Origin of the sequence: Psychroflexus planctonicus (genome assembly GCF_014640195.1) — a bacterium.
Taxonomy (GTDB): Bacteria; Bacteroidota; Bacteroidia; order Flavobacteriales; family Flavobacteriaceae; genus Psychroflexus; species Psychroflexus planctonicus.
The window spans coordinates 20,689-37,717 of the sequence record NZ_BMGM01000014.1 but is presented as its reverse complement, the minus strand read 5'-3'; the positions used below and the strand labels follow the sequence as shown (position 1 = coordinate 37,717).

General features: G+C 33.3%; 16 protein-coding genes. 12 read left to right on the top strand and 4 right to left on the bottom strand.

Features of this window, described 5'->3' with window-relative positions:
• Positions 1 to 143: 143 nt before the first annotated feature.
• Complete coding sequence (locus tag IEV72_RS13170) at positions 144 to 2,888, top strand: outer membrane beta-barrel family protein (RefSeq protein WP_188459589.1); 2,745 nt, start codon at positions 144 to 146, stop codon at positions 2,886 to 2,888.
• Between the two features lie 71 nt (positions 2,889 to 2,959).
• Here IEV72_RS13170 and IEV72_RS13165 read toward each other — a convergent pair whose 3' ends face one another.
• Entirely contained in the window at positions 2,960 to 3,511 is a 552-nt protein-coding gene (locus IEV72_RS13165; protein WP_188459588.1) for a DUF922 domain-containing protein, read from the bottom strand.
• 61 nt (positions 3,512 to 3,572) lie between these two features.
• Positions 3,573 to 4,469 (bottom strand): GTPase Era, encoded by an 897-nt coding sequence (gene era, locus IEV72_RS13160; RefSeq protein ID WP_188459587.1) that lies wholly within the window; start codon positions 4,467 to 4,469, stop codon positions 3,573 to 3,575.
• A gap of 110 nt (positions 4,470 to 4,579) precedes the next feature.
• On the opposite strand from era, the gene IEV72_RS13155 reads away from it, so the two are divergent.
• The 6 genes from IEV72_RS13155 to IEV72_RS13130 all read left to right on the top strand — a co-directional run bounded on the left by IEV72_RS13155 (position 4,580) and on the right by IEV72_RS13130 (position 10,523).
• On the top strand, positions 4,580 to 5,146 hold the full coding sequence (locus IEV72_RS13155; RefSeq protein ID WP_188459586.1) for a hypothetical protein: 567 nt from the start codon (positions 4,580 to 4,582) through the stop codon (positions 5,144 to 5,146).
• A gap of 372 nt (positions 5,147 to 5,518) precedes the next feature.
• Positions 5,519 to 6,928, top strand: coding sequence for a dihydrolipoyl dehydrogenase (lpdA, locus tag IEV72_RS13150; RefSeq protein ID WP_188459585.1), 1,410 nt, complete (start codon positions 5,519 to 5,521; stop codon positions 6,926 to 6,928).
• A gap of 154 nt (positions 6,929 to 7,082) precedes the next feature.
• The gene (locus IEV72_RS13145) at positions 7,083 to 8,003 is read left to right on the top strand and encodes a DUF368 domain-containing protein (RefSeq protein ID WP_188459584.1); all 921 of its coding nucleotides are present in this window, start codon (positions 7,083 to 7,085) and stop codon (positions 8,001 to 8,003) included.
• Positions 8,004 to 8,020: 17 nt separating this feature from the next.
• A complete protein-coding gene (locus IEV72_RS13140; RefSeq protein ID WP_188459583.1) occupies positions 8,021 to 9,037 on the top strand; it encodes a DUF368 domain-containing protein in 1,017 nt (338 codons plus the stop codon).
• Positions 9,037 to 9,774 carry a shikimate dehydrogenase family protein gene (locus IEV72_RS13135; protein WP_188459582.1) on the top strand — a complete coding sequence of 246 codons (738 nt, stop codon included), beginning with the start codon at positions 9,037 to 9,039 and terminating at the stop codon, positions 9,772 to 9,774. The genes IEV72_RS13140 and IEV72_RS13135 overlap by 1 nt, the downstream gene beginning before the upstream one ends.
• A 5-nt stretch (positions 9,775 to 9,779) precedes the next feature.
• Complete coding sequence (locus tag IEV72_RS13130) at positions 9,780 to 10,523, top strand: succinate dehydrogenase/fumarate reductase iron-sulfur subunit (protein ID WP_188459581.1); 744 nt, start codon at positions 9,780 to 9,782, stop codon at positions 10,521 to 10,523.
• Positions 10,524 to 10,530: 7 nt separating this feature from the next.
• Here the strand turns inward: IEV72_RS13130 and IEV72_RS13125 are convergent, their stop codons facing one another.
• Together IEV72_RS13125 and IEV72_RS13120 are read right to left on the bottom strand one after the other, a co-directional pair.
• On the bottom strand, positions 10,531 to 11,340 hold the full coding sequence (locus tag IEV72_RS13125; RefSeq protein ID WP_188459580.1) for a lysophospholipid acyltransferase family protein: 810 nt from the start codon (positions 11,338 to 11,340) through the stop codon (positions 10,531 to 10,533).
• Positions 11,341 to 11,381: 41 nt separating this feature from the next.
• Complete coding sequence (locus IEV72_RS13120; RefSeq protein ID WP_229731931.1) at positions 11,382 to 12,017, bottom strand: NUDIX hydrolase; 636 nt, start codon at positions 12,015 to 12,017, stop codon at positions 11,382 to 11,384.
• Between the two features lie 104 nt (positions 12,018 to 12,121).
• Here IEV72_RS13120 and IEV72_RS13115 point away from each other — a divergent pair, with 104 nt between their 5' ends.
• From IEV72_RS13115 to IEV72_RS13095, 5 genes are all read left to right on the top strand, one after another.
• Entirely contained in the window at positions 12,122 to 12,739 is a 618-nt protein-coding gene (locus tag IEV72_RS13115; RefSeq protein ID WP_229731929.1) for a peptidylprolyl isomerase, read from the top strand.
• Positions 12,740 to 13,351: 612 nt separating this feature from the next.
• Positions 13,352 to 14,434, top strand: a complete 1,083-nt coding sequence (gene gcvT, locus IEV72_RS13110; RefSeq protein WP_188459578.1) for a glycine cleavage system aminomethyltransferase GcvT — start codon at positions 13,352 to 13,354, stop codon at positions 14,432 to 14,434.
• A gap of 162 nt (positions 14,435 to 14,596) precedes the next feature.
• Positions 14,597 to 15,427, top strand: coding sequence for a sugar nucleotide-binding protein (locus tag IEV72_RS13105; protein WP_188459577.1), 831 nt, complete (start codon positions 14,597 to 14,599; stop codon positions 15,425 to 15,427).
• A 2-nt stretch (positions 15,428 to 15,429) separates the two neighbouring features.
• Complete coding sequence (locus IEV72_RS13100; protein ID WP_188459576.1) at positions 15,430 to 15,714, top strand: 4a-hydroxytetrahydrobiopterin dehydratase; 285 nt, start codon at positions 15,430 to 15,432, stop codon at positions 15,712 to 15,714.
• A gap of 541 nt (positions 15,715 to 16,255) precedes the next feature.
• Positions 16,256 to 16,888 (top strand): NAD(P)H-dependent oxidoreductase, encoded by a 633-nt coding sequence (locus tag IEV72_RS13095; RefSeq protein WP_188459575.1) that lies wholly within the window; start codon positions 16,256 to 16,258, stop codon positions 16,886 to 16,888.
• The last annotated feature ends 141 nt before the right edge of the window (positions 16,889 to 17,029 follow it).

Genomic DNA, 17,029 nt, shown 5'->3' with positions numbered 1-17,029 from the left:
GCATTTTTTTTTCAGCAATTCTGCATAAAAATTCGTCTTTTAATATTTTTGGGGTGTAAAAATTTAAAATAATTCTAATTTTTTTTAGTTATCTATTAAACTAAGCAAAACTTATAGAGTCAAACCTTTCATAAAACAAATCAATGCAAAAAACTTTTTTCATCCTAAGCTGTTTTTTTATTATACTTCAAACAGCAGCTCAAGACTTTGAAGTTAAAGGAAAGATAATCGATAATTTAACCAATCAGCCACTTTATTCTGCAACAATTTTTGCTGAAAGCCTTAAGGATTCAACTTTAGTGGCCTACACCATTTCAGATCAAGACGGAAATTTTTTATTGGAAGGTCGCTCTTCGGCAGAAAAACTGAATTTATTTATTACATATACAGGCTTACAGGCTGTAAAAAAAGTAATTAATCCAGCTGAAAAAATAATAGATATTGGAGAAATAAAAATGGAAGAGTCTTCAGACGAGTTAGATGAAGTGCTTATTAAAACCACTCGTTCTCCCATTGTTTTGAAAAAAGACACTTTAGAATTCAATGCAAAATCTTTTAAAACCAGAGAAAATGCAACTTTAGAAGATACTTTAAAACAGCTTCCCGGTGTGGAAGTAGCGGCTGATGGTTCCATTACAGTAAACGGTCAAACGGTAAATCGCATTTTAGTAAATGGCAAAGAATTTTTTGGAAACGACCCGAAAGTAGCTACCAAAAATCTACCAAAAGAAATTATTGATAAAATTCAGGTTGTAGATACCAAAACCAGAGAAGAAGAATTTACAGGTAAAGCAAGCGATTCTGAAGATAAAACCATTAACATAACCATAGACGAAGATAAAAACAAAGGCTATTTTTCTCGTGCTACTGCGGGATACGGAACGGACGACCGTTACGACACCAGCGCTATTTTTAACTATTTTAAAGACAAAATGCGGTTTAGCATTTTAGCCAGCGCAAACAACATTAATAGCCCAGGATTTAGTTATGATGAAGTTTTTGACGCTATTGGAAGTACTTCTTCACTACCTGGTGGATTCTTTGGAAATAACAATGGTATTACTACTTCAGAAACCATCGGCGGAAATTATGTAAATGAATGGGATGATGGAAAATATGATCTTGCAACTGATTATTTTTATGGTGCAACCGATCGAGAAACCAGAACTTCTACCATTCGAGAAAATATTTTACCTGATAGAAGCTTTTTTACTCAATCTGAAAATTCAGGAAATAATGCTAACGAGTCGCATCGGTTTTCTGGAAGGTTTGATATTAAACCCGATACACTTACCCGAATATCGATCAACCCTAACATAAACATTAATTTAGGGACGAATGATAGTGAAAGTACAAGCTCTTCTTTTGATGAAGACAACAACATTATTAACTCGGCAGAAACCTTTAGCTTCAGCGAAAGTACATCAGCTAATTTTAGAAACGATTTGATAATGACGCGAAAACTAGACACATTGGGTTCTTATTTAAGTCTAAGCTTCAATAACAGTCACAACCGAAACGATAACGAAAACTTGTTCAATTCGGAAAGAATAATCAATGCGGGTAATGAAACGCAAATACAAAATCAGTTGATTGACCAAGAAAACAACACCGATAATTACCGCGGTAGCTTCACTTATCGACAATCCTTAGCCAAGCAGTTGTTTTTAGATGTGGGTTATTCTTACGAAGCCAATACTACTTCCAACACCCGAAATATTTTTGATTTTGATGAAAACACCGGAAGTTATTCCAACTTTAATGAAACGCTTTCAAACGAATTTAAAGCACGTTCACAAATTAACAGACCAAATCTTGGACTGCGTTACGAAACTGAAAAAGTACGAAGCGGCGCTAGTCTAGGTTTGCTAAATACCACTTTAAGAACCGAGAACTTTTCTCAAAATATCGATTTTTCAAATACCTTTAACGATATGTATGCAAATGCATTTATTCGTTACCAATTCAGCAGGTCTAAAAGCATTCAATTTAATTACAGTAATAGTGTTGACATACCCAATGTGCAGCAATTACAACCTGTAGAAATCATTACAGATCCATTGAATATTCGCGTTGGTAATCCTGACTTAAATCCTTCACTAGAGCAATCATTCCGTTTAAATTTTAGAAATTTCGACTTTAAAACACGTTCGGGATACGGAATCTTTTCTAGATATTCCATTACAGATAACCAAGTTGTTCCCGTTTTAACTACCGATGAAAATTTGGTAAGAACCACTTCATACACCAATGTAAATGGAGTGCAAAATGCCTTTGCTTATTTATATTTTAGTAAAACCATTCCTACCGAAGGTACAGATGTGATACGGTATAATTTATACGTTTCCAATAGTTATAATAGAAATGTAGGTTTTAGTAATGGCCAAAAATTCAACTCTGATTTGTATGCCATATCTCCAGGACTTCGATTCACTTACGAAATTCCAGACCTATTTACTTTACAGCCTAATGTAAGATTCAATTACAACAATACAGCTTACAATATTTTCTCAGATAGAAATGAAGATTTCACCAATACAGAATTAGGACTTGAAGCAACTTTATTTTGGCCAGAGAATATCATTTTTGGAAGCGATTTTACCTACTTTAATTATGGAAATGTTTCCGATGCATTCGAGTCCACATCATTATTTTGGAATTTGAGTTTAGGTTATCAATTCCTAGATGAAAAAGCCACTTTAAAAATTAAAGTGTACGATGTGCTAGATCAGAATATTTCGACTAGAAGAAGCACAGGAGACGATTTTATTCAGGATACCGACCAATTGATTTTACAACGCTATGCCATGTTAAGCTTTACCTATAAATTAGATAAATTTGGCGGTAAAAAACCACCTTCACGTGGTGGCAGAAGATACAGAAGATAATTCGAATCTTATGCAATTCAATAAATAATAGAATAGAAAAAATTTCATTGAAATTAAAACGAAGCAAGTAATTAATGAATTGACTTTATGCTATTCAATTTATTGAGAATATCATTTTCCCATTTTTGGTTTTCTTCTATAAAAATACCATGATTGGTTTCGCTATCGTATTTCATTTGAAGCGCTTTGCATTCTGCCCACAATTTGTTATAGGCAGCTGAATAAGCATTAAAATTAGCATTTTTTTCCTGCTTTAATTTTTCAAATTCCAACCTTAACTTTCGAGCATACAATTCTGCAATATCAAAATGCAGCTGTTCATGTTTAAGTAAATTGTCATCTTCTTCATACACCCAAGAAAGCTTAGCATAAAACTGTGCTACCGCAGTAAGCGCTTCATAATTTTGAATATGATTATTTGAATCTACAGCTACGTTAGTTGGCAAAATTTCAATTTTATAGACGGTATTGGCGAAGGCTAAAATTGTAGTATCAGCTTCAGCTTTAAAATCAGACCATTTCAATTTATAGTCTTTAGACCATTCTATAATAGACTGGGCTTGTGTTTTAGTTGAAAAGCCAAAACATAAAACTAGAATAAGCAATTTAAAAATGATCTTCATTTTAACAACATTTACAAATTGAAACATTTACAAATTGAATTGTTGGAAATTCATAGTTTATCTAACTCCCCAAATATCCAAAGCGTTTCAACTGATTTTCATTGTTTCTCCAGTTTTTATTGACCTTTACATATAATTCAATAAAAATTTTCTTTCCAAAGAAACGTTCCAAATCTTTTCGTGCTTCCGTCCCTACTCTTCTTAGCGATTCGCCTTTATGGCCAATAATAATGGCTTTTTGCGATTCGCGTTCCGTCATAATGATGCTGCGTATGCGGATAATGTTTTCTTCTTCTTCAAAACTTTCGGTTTCTACTTCTACACTATACGGAATCTCTTTTTTGTAATGCTTCAATATTTTTTCTCTAATGGCTTCATTTACAAAAAAACGTTCTGGTTTATCTGTAAATTGGTCTTTAGGATAAAAAGCTGGCGATGTAGGAAGAAGTTCAATAATGCGGTCAAAAACTTCAGCAACACCAAAATTTTTCAAAGCCGAAATAGCAAATATCTCAGCATTAGGAACTTGTTCTTTCCAGTAAGTAACTTGCTCCACCAATTTTTCTTCGTTGGCGGTATCAATTTTATTCAATAATAAAATCACAGGGATTTTAGCATTGACGATTTTGTTAAAGAAAGCTTCATCTTTTAAGGCTTTTTCGCCTATCTCAACTAGATAAATCAACACATCGGCATCCTGAAAAGCAGACTTTACAAAATCCATCATAGAAGATTGCAACTGATAAGCCGGTTTAATAATTCCTGGTGTATCCGAAAAAATAGCTTGAAAATCGTCTCCATTCACAATCCCTAAAATTCGGTGGCGGGTGGTCTGTGCTTTAGAATTGATGATAGAAAGTTTTTCTCCAACAAAAGCATTCATTAGAGTAGATTTACCTACATTTGGGTTACCAATTATATTAATAAAACCTGCCTTGTGCGGTTTTTGATCTTCCATGTGTTATATTTTTTTTCAAAAGTACGCATATAATATAAATTGACTGAAAAGCTATGCCAATTTCAGCTTTAAAAATTACATTTGTCCTTAAGAATTTAAATTCTATTTATATGAAAATTTTATACTACTTAATATTTAGTTTTCTTTTTGTGAACTTAAGTTTTGCCCAAGAAGATGAAAATCAAACAGAAAAAAATTATGAAAGAACTGGTGATACTCCAATATATGAAGCCAAATTAAATGTAGGACTTGTATTTATTGGAAATGCCAACTTCACTTACGAAAATTTACTGAATGATGAATCTTCTATCGGTGCCTCTGTAAGTTTTCCATTTGATGATTTTATCTCGTGGGATTTAAATTTTTCTGCAACTGCATTCTACCGTTTTTACTTTGGTGAAGGTTATGGAAAAGGCGTTTTTGCAGAAGGTTTCGGAATGTTTAATAACTACGAAGAAACATTAAAAAAAGGAGCTCCAGGTGAAAGATTTGATAAAACTGAAAATGTATCTGATTTTGCTTTAGGTCTAGGCGGTGGTTACAAAATGGTTTCTAAAGGTGGAGTTTCTCTTGAGTTTCATTTAGGTATTGGCCGTAATTTATTTAATTATGGTTTAGACGGAAGAAGCTTCAATTTTGTTCCACGTGGTGGTATTCATGTGGGGTATCAGTTTTAATTGAAATAGAGATTTCATAAATTATTCAATTTTATATTGTTTAATTCAAGATTAGTAATCCTTTTCAGGTCTAAAATCAAGCAACAATATTTTACTGGTTGCCGGTAATCAATCATATAAACTACAGGTTGTAAAGTCAATCCTAGTCAAGACATCATTTTTAAAAACTGTAGTTTTTTGACTTCTCAACTTATGTTCATCCTGAGCAAGGTCAAGGGAATAGCATTTTATGCTTGATTATGTATTTTCAAAATTTGCTTTTCAATCAACTTACATTTTTCCTGAATTTATAACAAAAGCTTTTGCTTTAAAGCTTATCTAATTTTGCTTTAAATTGTATTTTTGTAATCATTATTCATAAAATAAATTTACATGAAATCTTTTGATGTTGCCGTAATAGGCTCTGGACCCGGCGGATATGTTGCTGCTATACGATGTGCACAACTCGGAATGAAAACTGCTATCATTGAAAAATATGCTACCAAAGGCGGAACTTGCTTAAACGTGGGTTGTATTCCTTCAAAAGCACTTTTGGATTCGTCTCACCACTACGAAGATTCTGTAAAGCACTTTAAAGACCACGGAATTGAAATTTCTGGTGACATAAAAGTGAATTTAGAAAAAATGATTGCCCGCAAACAAGACGTAGTTGACCAAACTACCAAAGGCATCGATTTTTTGATGGATAAAAATAAAATTGAAAGTTTTCAAGGAGTGGGATCATTTAAAGATAAAACTCACATCAACATCACCAATAGTGATGGCGAAACTGAAACCATTGAAGCTAAGCACAGCATTATTGCAACAGGAAGTAAACCTAGAACTTTACCAGGTATTGAAATTGACAAAGAACGCATCATCACTTCAACGGAAGCACTTTCATTGAAAGAAATTCCTAAACATTTAATCTTAATCGGCGGTGGCGTAATTGGCTTAGAATTAGGTCAAGTATACAGCAGATTAGGTGCAGATGTTACAGTTATAGAATACATGGATAGAATTATTCCTACTATGGATGCGGCCATGAGCAAGGAAATGAAAAAAGTATTGCGAAAAGCAGGTGTAAAATTTGCGCTTTCTCATGAAGTACAAAGTGTAAAACGCAATGGCGATGAAATCACTATTACTGCTAAAGACAAGAAAAAAGATAAAGAAGTAGAGTTTAAAGGCGATTACTGTTTGGTTTCTGTAGGTAGAAAACCCTATACTGATGGATTAAAAGCAGAAAACGCTGGTGTAAAATTAAACGACCGTGGTCAAGTTGAAGTAAATGACAAATTACAAACGGCAACCGAAAACATCTATGCCATTGGCGATGTAATAACTGGTGCAATGTTAGCCCATAAAGCCGAAGAAGAAGGAACTTTTGTAGCTGAAGTGATCGCTGGACAAAAACCACACATCAATTATAACTTAATTCCGAATGTTGTGTATACTTGGCCTGAAATTGCATCCGTTGGAAAAACCGAAGAGCAATTGAAAGAAGCTGGTGTAGAATATAAATCAGGTGAATTCCCTATGCGTGCTTTAGGTCGTTCTAGAGCAAGTGGCGATGTAGATGGTTTAGTGAAAATCTTAGCTGATAAGGAAACCGACGAAGTGTTAGGCGTACACATGATTGGTGCGCGAACTGCAGATTTAATTGCCGAAGCCGTTACCGCCATGGAATACAGAGCCAGCGCTGAAGATATTGCACGTATGAGTCACGCTCATCCAACTTACGCAGAAGCTGTAAAAGAAGCAGCCTTAGCAGCAACGGAAGACCGAGCAATACACATTTAATCTTCACCTTATTTATATATAATAAAAGCCTTTCTGTTCAAGATTGGCTTTTATTATTTATGACCTAAACAGGAAAAATGCTTTTTAAAAATAGTTGAAATTAAAAGCTTTGCTTTCCCTATTTTTGAAAACTTAAAAACTAAGCATTACTTTAATGAAAGCAATTCAAAAAAAATACTTTACTGTTGTAGTCAAAGGAATGGCTATGGGAGCTGCCGATGTAGTCCCAGGTGTTTCAGGAGGCACCATCGCGTTTATTACTGGAATATACGAAGAGTTAATTACCAGCATAAGCAATATTAATTTTGGTTTAATCAATGTTTTAAAAAAAGATGGATTTTTAGCCTTTTGGAAAAAATTAAACGGAAGCTTTCTTTTGAGTCTTTTGATAGGAATTTTAATTAGTATTTTCAGTTTAATGAAGCTCACCAGCTATTTAATAGAAAATCATCCTATTTATATTTGGTCTTTCTTTTTTGGCTTGGTGTTGGCTAGTATTTGGTATGTTGGTAAACAGATTGAAAAATGGAATATAGCAAATATTATAGGATTAGTTTTAGCAGCAGTAATAGCATACAGCATTACTTTACTAACTCCTTCTAGTGAAGAAACAAGCTTAGCTTACCTATTTTTATGTGGAGCATTAGCCATTTGCGCTATGATTTTACCCGGTATTTCTGGAGCTTTTATTTTGGTATTGTTAGGCGCTTACGAAAATATAAGCACTGCTGTAAGTGAATTTGACTTTACCACAGTTGCTGTAGTTGGATCAGGTGCCATAGTTGGTTTACTTAGTTTTTCAAAATTATTAAAATGGCTTTTCAACAATTATAAGAATCTAGTTCTGGCAATTCTAACTGGATTTATTGCGGGTTCTTTAAATAAAATATGGCCTTGGAAAGAAGTTACAGAAACCCTTATTATTAAAGAAAAAGAAATCCCAATTGGAGAAATTTCAGTTCTACCTCATAATTTTACTGGCGAACCACATCTTATAGCAGCAATAATTTGCGCAAGTGTAGGATTCTTATGTATCTTAGCCTTAGAATTTTTCGGTAAAAAACCAATACAATAGATAAATGAAATAAACCTATGCAACAAACTAGATCCCTTACTGATAAATCTTTTCTGTTTCTGAAAGGTTTAGCTATGGGTGCAGCTAACAAAGTTCCCGGAGTTTCAGGTGGCGTTGTAGCTTTTGTAGCAGGTTTCTACGAAGAATTTATTTATTCCTTACAAAAATTTAATCTTAAAGCGCTAAAACTACTTATTGCAGGCCGTGGCAAAAGTTTATATACTTATCTAAATTTTAATTTTATAAGTATCCTAATTCTGGGAATGACTGTTAGCTATTTCAGTGTTTCAAAAATTTTAGACTTTTTAATTGAATATTACGAGTTGTATGTTTGGTCTGCTTTTTTTGGGATGATTATCGGTTCTGTTTATTATATAGCAAAAGATTTTGAACTCAAATCTACTCGAAATCTCATATTTATAGTTGTAGGAATTACAGCAGGGATATTGATTAGCTTATTGGAGCCTGCTTCAGAGAATGACAATCTCTGGTTTGTTTTTTTCTGTGGAATTATTTCTGTTTCTGGAATGACTTTACCAGGCTTGTCGGGATCTTTTATATTAATATTACTTGGAAACTATGTTTTGCTTTTAGTAGATTCAGTAAATGCACTTTTTGATACACTTATAGATATTTCAAGATGGGATTTTGCCTTTAGAAAAAATGAGAATAGAATCAAGTTGCTTAAAGTTTTAACTTCATTTACAGCGGGTTCCGTATTTGGCTTAATTAGTTTTTCTCATTTGTTAGGCTATGTATTAAAACACTATAAATCCACAACTTTTGCACTCATTATTGGTTTCATCACAGGAAGTTTAGGTGTGGTTTGGCCATGGAAAAAACCTGTTTATCAAAAAGATGAAGTAGGAAAATTAATCTTAGATTCTAACAATAACAAAATACTGAGCAATTATCAACGCTTCTGGCCAGACCTAAGTGAAGCTTCAACATGGATTGCAATTATTTTCGTGTTTGTTGGGATATTTATTGTTTTATCCTTAGCTTGGTATGGAAATAAGAAAAAAATAAAATAATGCGTAAGTTTGGTTTATTAGGAAAAAATATTGACTACTCCTTTTCAAAAAGATTCTTTAGAGATTATTTTCATAAAAATAATATCCGTGCAGATTACACTAATTTTGATGTAGAAAAAATTCCAGCATTATCTCAGTTAATGTTAGCCAATCCTGGGTTAGAAGGTTTCAATGTAACTACTCCATTTAAAGAAGCCATCATTGAACACTTAGACGAATTAGACGAAACAGCTAAACGAATTAAAGCTGTAAACACTGTGAAGATTAAAAATGGAAAATTTATTGGTTATAATACAGATGCATATGGTTTTATAAGATCTATTTTTCCTTTGATTGAAAATCATCATGAACAAGCTTTAGTACTTGGAACAGGCGGAGCAGCAAAAGCCGTTACTTCTGCCTTAAAATCCATGTCTATTGCCACTACTTTTGTAAGTCGAAAACCTAAAAATGCTGGTGAAATTGCTTATGCAGATTTAAACGAAAATATTATTCAAAAACATTATTTAATTGTTAACTGCTCGCCAGTTGGAACTGTTCCCAACGAAACAAAATGTCCCGACATCCCTTATACTTTTCTAGGCAAAAAACATTTTTTATACGATTTAGTGTATAATCCACCGCTAACTAAATTTTTAGCCCTTGGAAAGCAAAAAGGAGCAAAAACAGCTAATGGATTAAAAATGTTAGAATTACAAGCCTTAAGAGCTTGGGAAATTTGGAATGAAGAAGAGTGAAAATTATGAAATTAAATTTAAAAATCTGGAGACAAGCTAATCGAGCCGCAAAAGGTAAATTTGAAACCTACCAATTGGACGGACTAGAAGAAGATATGTCTTTTCTGGAAATGCTAGATTTTTTAAATGAAAAACTCATTTTAGAAGCTAAAAACCCAGTTGTTTTTGATCATGATTGTAGAGAAGGAATCTGTGGACAATGCGGTTTTATGATCGATGGAGTTGCACATGGGCCAATTCATAACATTAGTACTTGCCAATTGCATTTGCGAGAGTTTAAAGATGGCCAAGAATTAGTTTTAGAGCCTTTTCGAGCCAATGCATTTCCCGTAAAAAAAGATTTAAAAGTAGATCGAAGTAGTTTCGATAAAATTATTGGAGCTGGTGGTTATATTTCTGTAAATACAGGTCAAGCACCAGAAGCCAATTCAATACCAATATCCCATAAAACCGCAGAAGAAGCCTTTGATGCAGCTGCTTGTATTGGTTGTGGAGCTTGTGTAGCAACTTGTAAAAATGCAAGTGCAGCTTTGTTTACAGCAGCAAAAATTAGTCACTTAAGTTTATTACCACAAGGAAAACTGGAACGCGAAGAACGTGTGATTAAAATGGTAGACCAAATGGACGAAGAAGGTTTTGGTAATTGTAGCAACACTTATGCCTGCCAAGTAGAGTGCCCACAAGATATTGATGTGTTACAAATAGCGAGAATGAATGCCGAATACATCAAAGCAAAAACTAAAATATAATTACTGATTAGTCTTTTGCACTATATCTACGTTTTTCATTTAATCGTTCTGCTTCTTCTAATTCCTTTTTAGAAATAACCTTTAAAAGTGAAGGATGTTGCTCAATAGCAAATTGCAATTTTTCAACGATACTTTCTACACTTTCATTTTCATAATCAATTTCAAGCGGCTCTTTAATGTGCATGGATTGCAAAATACCTCGCTTTTTTATATTGATTCCTTTTTTATCAAAAGAACGTCTAAAGCCATCAATAACTATTGGAATAACTATGGGTTTGTATTTTTTGATGATGTGCGCTGTTCCTTTTCTAATGGGTTTCCAAGGTGTAGTTGTGCCTTGCGGAAAAGTAATTAACCAACCATCATTTAAAGCTTTACCAATATTGGTTATATCGCTCATTTTTACCTGTCTGTTTACTTCTTTTCCTTGAGCGCGCCAAGTTCTATCAATACTCACCGAACCAGCGTAAGCTAATAATTTAGGCAAAAAACCACCTTTCATGGTTTCTTTAGCAGCTACATAATAAATATTGAGCTTCGGATTCCATAGATAACCAATATTTTTAATATTGTCGTTTCTTCCTTTTAAACTTGCATTAAAAACGTGATACATAGCTACCACATCTGCAAAATAAGTTTGATGGTTAGATACAAAAAGTACATTGGTATCGGGTAAATCTTTAAATATCTCGGAACCTTCAATTTGCAATTTATTAAAACCACGATAGCGCCTATGCGTGAGCGCACCCATAATGCGGATCAACCATTTTTTTAGAAATAAATAATGTCCAAAAGGATTTTGCTTAAATAAGCCCATTGCTAAATTTTTAACTCGACAAATATAGAAAAACCTACTAATTAAAGGCTTTTCAATAGATATTTGATTTCACTTAATATCATTGCTGTTGCGCCCCAAACTGTAAAATTATTCAGTTTAAAGGCTTTAACATCTATTTTTTGTGCATAAGAAGTACTTAAATTTTCAGTTACCAAAAATCCATCGTCTAATAAATTACTCAGTTTTACTTCAATTAATTGCTCTACTTCTTCAGGTTGAAGCTTAAATTTTGGGGTTTTGTTACAATATCCAATAAAGGATTTTACCTGAAAATTAGAAGGTGGAATATAAATATCACTCAGTTGTCTTAACACCTGAATGTCTTTTTGAAAAACTCCAATTTCTTCTTCGCATTCACGCAAAGCAGTATGTTCAAAATCGCTGTCTGATTTTTCAATTCTGCCGCCCGGAAAACTAACTTGGTTAGAATGTACTCCTGGATAAGTGTTTCTCAAAATCAACGGAAAATGCAAGACTCCATTTTTTGGATATATCAAACAAAGTACTGCAGCCAATTTTGGAGAAAGCGTATCAAAATCCAGCGCTTCTAACTCTTCTTTACGAGACAAAGGCATCATCTTAGCGTGCGCTTTTCTTCCCAATAATGGATTTTTTTTTATTTTCGTTGCTAAATCTTCTAAGTATGCGGTATCCAATCCTGTTGTGTTTTTGCTTTAGTTTAATTTGTGCTTGTTCAAATTCAAGTAAAAATACAAAATCAAATTCATCTACAAAGTCAACAAAAACTGAAAAAATTGAAATGGAAGATGAAATGCCTGATGTTCAAATTCCTTCAAGTGGAATGGAGACAAAAGATTTATCGCATATCAAGACTTTAAAACAAGAAGAGTTAATGCCTTTTCTTGAAAATTATGCAGCTGAAAATCCAGAAAATAAAATTCAAATTGAAACTGAATTTGGAAATATAATCGTTCAACTTTATGACGAAACCCTTTATCATCGAGCTAATTTCATCCGTTTAGCTAAATTGGGTTATTTTGAAACCTGTTTGTTTCATAGAGTTGACCCAGATTTTGTAGTGCAAGCTGGAAATTCAGATCGCGTACTTACCAGAGATTATCGAAAAGCCATTGGCAGATACTTGATTCCGAGTGAATATACAGATACCTATCCGCATGATTACGGAGCTTTTGCTGCTGCTAAATACAAAAAACAAAATGTGAGTAATGCCTCTTCACCATTCGAGTTTTACATCGTTACCAAAAAAGATGGAGCGCATCATTTAGATGGCGAACACACTGTTTTTGGAAAAGTAATTGAAGGAATGGACGTAGCCGAAAAAATCTCTGCGGTAGATACCGATGCAAGTGAATGGCCGATTAGTAATATTGATTTAAAAGTAAAAGTGCTTCAATAAAATTCTATTAATCCGTTGTGCATTATGACAAAAATCTGTCAATTCGAGTGAATTTCACGATTGAAATTAGTGATCCCGAAGTCTCGGAAATATCGAGAAAGAATTTTCCGATATGAATTGGTTTTAAGTACGATTTTTTTTTTTAAAACACTACCTATGAATTCTTTATGTATTTTATCTGTTTTAAGCTGCTTTCAAACGGGTTTACTGGTCTTACTATTAATGAATAAGTTTGATTGAAATTTTTTCCCTAAAGGGAAATGCCGAAAGGCAAAGGGTGTTTTTGTGTGTTAATTTACACCCAACCCTTACCCTTCCCTGAATGGAAGGGAAGAAGCTGATGCATAGTTTAAATGAAAAAAATTGTTTCAATTACCAGTTCCCATTAAATGAAATTTTCAAAATTTCAGTAAGTTCGAACCTGTCTGACTGAACGGGCAGGAAGGCTTTCGTTATGCCATCTATTTTAACTCAAAACACACAACATGTTAATATATATGTTTCACTTTCCATCAATCCTTGCATAAAAAAAAGAACACAATTCATTAAATATAAAGCCATTTCAATACCGCTTCAATTGGAAAAACTTAAGTTTGCAAAAACATTTTTTTGATGAAAAAAACAGCTTTAAATCATATACATCAGCAGCTAGGAGCTAAACTAGTTGACTTTGCAGGATACGAAATGCCTGTCTCCTACACTAGCGTTAATGCAGAACACGAATGCGTAAGAAATAACTTAGGTGTTTTTGATGTTTCCCACATGGGTGAATTCATTGTGCAAGGTCCAGAAGCGCTTCAATTAATTCAAAAAGTGTGTAGCAATGATGCTTCAACACTAAAAGATGGAAAAGCACAATATACCTGCATGCCTAATGAAACCGGGGGAATTGTAGACGACTTAATCGTGTACCGTTTTACGGCTGAAAAATACTTGATGGTGGTCAATGCTTCCAATATTGAAAAAGATTGGAAGTGGATTAACCAATACAATTCATTTGATTGTGAGCTAAGAAATGTATCAGACGATTACGCTTTGTTGGCCATTCAAGGACCAAAAGCAGTTGAAGCTATGCAGAGTTTAACAGAAATCAACTTGGCTAAAATTCCCTTTTATCATTTTGAAGTAGCCAAATTTGCAGGATGTGAAAACGTCATTATTTCAGCAACAGGCTACACCGGAAGTGGTGGATTCGAAATCTATTGCAAAAATGAAGATGCCGAAACCATCTGGAACAAAGTGATGCAAGCAGGTGAACAATTCGGAATTCAACCCATTGGTTTAGCGGCTCGGGATACACTTCGTTTGGAAATGGGCTTTTGTTTATACGGAAACGACATCGATGAAACCACTTCTCCAATTGAAGCTAAATTAGGTTGGATTACAAAATTCACCAAAGATTTTGTCAATTCTGAAGCGCTTCAAAAGCAAAAAGAAGAAGGTGTAAGTAGAAAATTAGTAGCCTTCGAATTAAAAGAAAAAGGCATCCCGCGTAAAGATTATTTAATTGTGGATGCTAATGAAAATGAAATTGGAAAAGTAACTTCTGGCACCATGTCGCCAAGCCTAAAAAAAGCGATTGGTTTGGGTTATGTAAAAACCGAATTCTCTAAATTAGGTAGCGAAATTTACATACAAGTTAGAAACAAACAACTAAAAGCAGAAGTCGTAAAACTTCCATTTTATAAAGCTTAATAGAATTAAAAAATCCAAAAAACTGCCTTAAAACGATAACGATTTAAGGCAGTTGTATTTGGTCTTTACTTCATTTGCAGCATTATTCATTAAAATTTACCCAGTTGCAATTTTTAGTACATTTTAAGTATCATTTAAAATTACAATTGGTATTTTGTATTTATGGCAAAATCAAAACAAAAAATATTAATTCTTGGTGTTAGCGGATTTTTAGGAAAAAATCTCTACAAAGAGTTGTATCCCTATTTTGATGTATATGGAACCTACTCCACTGCCACCACAAAACTTTCTAAAAACAAACAATTTTTTTTGTGGGATGCAGAGCAAGAATTGCCAGGTATTTTATTGGAGTCGCTTAAACCCGATGTGATTATTTCTGCTTTTAGAGCCGAATTAAATGCTTTGGTGTATGCACATTTCGACATCATGAATTACTTGATTAAATACGATAAGAAATTGATTTATATCTCTTCCAGTAATGTGTTTGATGCCTTCACCAATTATCCGTCTTATGAATATGACAAAAGTTTGTCGCAAAGTAAGTACGGTTTATTTCAAATTAAAATTGAAAATGCTTTGTTGCGCTTACCTAATCATTTGTACAATATTGTGCGTGTTCCCATGATTTTTGGTCACGATTCACCTAAAATCAATGAAATTAAGCTGCTTTACGATTTAAAACAACCTATAGAAGTTTTTCCAAATGTGGTGATCAATGCAACGGTACACAGTAAATTTACACAGCAGATGCATTACATCATCAACCGAAAAAAAGAAGGCGTTTTTCATTTAGGAAGTACAGATTTAATACATCATTATGAATTAATTGAAGAAATTTGTGATGTGCTTCAGTTGGAAAATCCTACATTTAAACAAGTTTATGATTCAAATGAAGATCGATTTATAGCGGTTATTCCTAGAGATAATCTACTCCCTAAAAATCTTCAAATTAGCATAGACGAAGTCATAGAAAAATCAATAAAAGTTCAGTAATTATGGAGAAGTTAAAAAAAGACGAAATTGAAAAAGCCTTGAAAAATTTAGATGGATGGGAATACAACGAAAATGCTATTCATACCACCATCGAGTTCAAAGATTTTAAAGAAGCCTTTTCAGCAATGACCAGAATTGCTTTTGAAGCCGAAGCACAACAACACCATCCCGAATGGACAAATGTGTATAACAATTTAGAAATAAATTTAAGTACACATGATGCAGGCGGAGTTACTCAAAAAGACATTGAAATGGCTACCACTATCGAAACTTTGCTGTTTAGCTAATTTTTTTTGTTGATTAGTTTAATAATTGGGTAAAGTTTCAACTCATACACTAAGCGAAGTTTAAAACTTCGCTCTATCATCATTAATGATAATTCGGATTTATAATCCGAATTGACACAAAGGATAGTCATGATAATTTGGATTTGCAATCCAAATTGACACACAGGATAATTCGGATTTATAATCCGAACTAATATATTGGCTATTTGTTCATTGAAATTTTTTTGCTATGCGAAGTTTGCAACTTCGCATCGTCATCATTTACTTGAAAACTTCATTACAAACATAAAATAGAAATTAAGTAGCTAACATTAACACTAGTTTACTTAATTAAAACAGGATAGTTCGGATTTGTAATCCGAACTAAAATATTGTCTATTTGTTCATTAAAAATTTCATGATAAAAAGTGTACCATTTTGCCCCATCAAAACCTAGAAACAATTTCACATTAAAAATTAACACTAGTTTACTTAATTAAACCTTAACTTCAACAAACAACCAAAACGGAATTTTATATTTGCAGCTTGAAATAAATGATTTATGACAAGTTTAGATGCATTAAAATGGCGTTATGCCACCAAAAAATTCGATGAAAATTTGATTATTGATGAAGGTAAAATCGACATTATAAAAGAAGCTTTCAATCTTACACCCACTTCTTACGGCTTGCAACCTATCAAAATGTTGGTGATACAAGACAAAAAATTGCAATCTAAACTCAGAGAAGTAAGTTTTAATCAGCAGCAGGTTTCAACCTGTTCTCACTTACTTGTATTCTGTATCGAGCAAAAAATTGACAAAGAATTTATTCAGAAAAACTTCGAGCGCATAAAAGAAATTCGAAATACGCCAGACGAAACCTTGGCTCCGTTTAGATCCTTTTTAATCAATGATTTTTCAACTAAAAATGAATTTGAAATTGCCGCTTGGGCAAAAAACCAAGCCTACTTAGCTTTAGGTAATATTCTTACAGTTTGCGCATACGAACAAATTGATGCCTGCCCAATGGAAGGTTTTGTGGTTCAAAAATACGATGAAATTCTTGGTTTAAAAGAGCAACAACTTTCATCTTGCCTTGTTTTACCTATTGGTTACCGCGCTAAAGACGATGAATTTGCCGAATTTAAAAAAGTACGCAGACCTTTAAAAGATGTTGTTTTAGAAATCGATTAATTTACTTTTGGGTAGCTAATCCCGCTATTCATTTCAAGTCCGCTGCCTTAAATGCCAAAAAATTAAGCCACAAAAAGAGCTTCATAAAGTCGCTTTTTTGAGTCAAATTTTTGTGCATTTCAGTCGTTACGGGCTTTGCAT

Excerpts from the sequence above, each read along its gene's own strand:
- IEV72_RS13155 (WP_188459586.1), top strand. The coding sequence starts at position 4,580 with ATGAAAATTTTATACTACTTAATATTTAGTTTTCTTTTTGTGAACTTA.
- IEV72_RS13170 (WP_188459589.1), top strand. The coding sequence starts at position 144 with ATGCAAAAAACTTTTTTCATCCTAAGCTGTTTTTTTATTATACTTCAA.
- IEV72_RS13135 (WP_188459582.1), top strand. The coding sequence starts at position 9,037 with ATGCGTAAGTTTGGTTTATTAGGAAAAAATATTGACTACTCCTTTTCA.
- IEV72_RS13145 (WP_188459584.1), top strand. The coding sequence starts at position 7,083 with ATGAAAGCAATTCAAAAAAAATACTTTACTGTTGTAGTCAAAGGAATG.
- IEV72_RS13105 (WP_188459577.1), top strand. The coding sequence starts at position 14,597 with ATGGCAAAATCAAAACAAAAAATATTAATTCTTGGTGTTAGCGGATTT.
- era (WP_188459587.1), bottom strand. The coding sequence starts at position 4,469 with ATGGAAGATCAAAAACCGCACAAGGCAGGTTTTATTAATATAATTGGT.
- IEV72_RS13100 (WP_188459576.1), top strand. The coding sequence starts at position 15,430 with ATGGAGAAGTTAAAAAAAGACGAAATTGAAAAAGCCTTGAAAAATTTA.
- IEV72_RS13115 (WP_229731929.1), top strand. The coding sequence starts at position 12,122 with ATGGAAGATGAAATGCCTGATGTTCAAATTCCTTCAAGTGGAATGGAG.
- IEV72_RS13125 (WP_188459580.1), bottom strand. The coding sequence starts at position 11,340 with ATGGGCTTATTTAAGCAAAATCCTTTTGGACATTATTTATTTCTAAAA.
- IEV72_RS13140 (WP_188459583.1), top strand. The coding sequence starts at position 8,021 with ATGCAACAAACTAGATCCCTTACTGATAAATCTTTTCTGTTTCTGAAA.
- lpdA (WP_188459585.1), top strand. The coding sequence starts at position 5,519 with ATGAAATCTTTTGATGTTGCCGTAATAGGCTCTGGACCCGGCGGATAT.
- IEV72_RS13165 (WP_188459588.1), bottom strand. The coding sequence starts at position 3,511 with ATGAAGATCATTTTTAAATTGCTTATTCTAGTTTTATGTTTTGGCTTT.
- IEV72_RS13130 (WP_188459581.1), top strand. The coding sequence starts at position 9,780 with ATGAAATTAAATTTAAAAATCTGGAGACAAGCTAATCGAGCCGCAAAA.
- gcvT (WP_188459578.1), top strand. The coding sequence starts at position 13,352 with ATGAAAAAAACAGCTTTAAATCATATACATCAGCAGCTAGGAGCTAAA.
- IEV72_RS13095 (WP_188459575.1), top strand. The coding sequence starts at position 16,256 with ATGACAAGTTTAGATGCATTAAAATGGCGTTATGCCACCAAAAAATTC.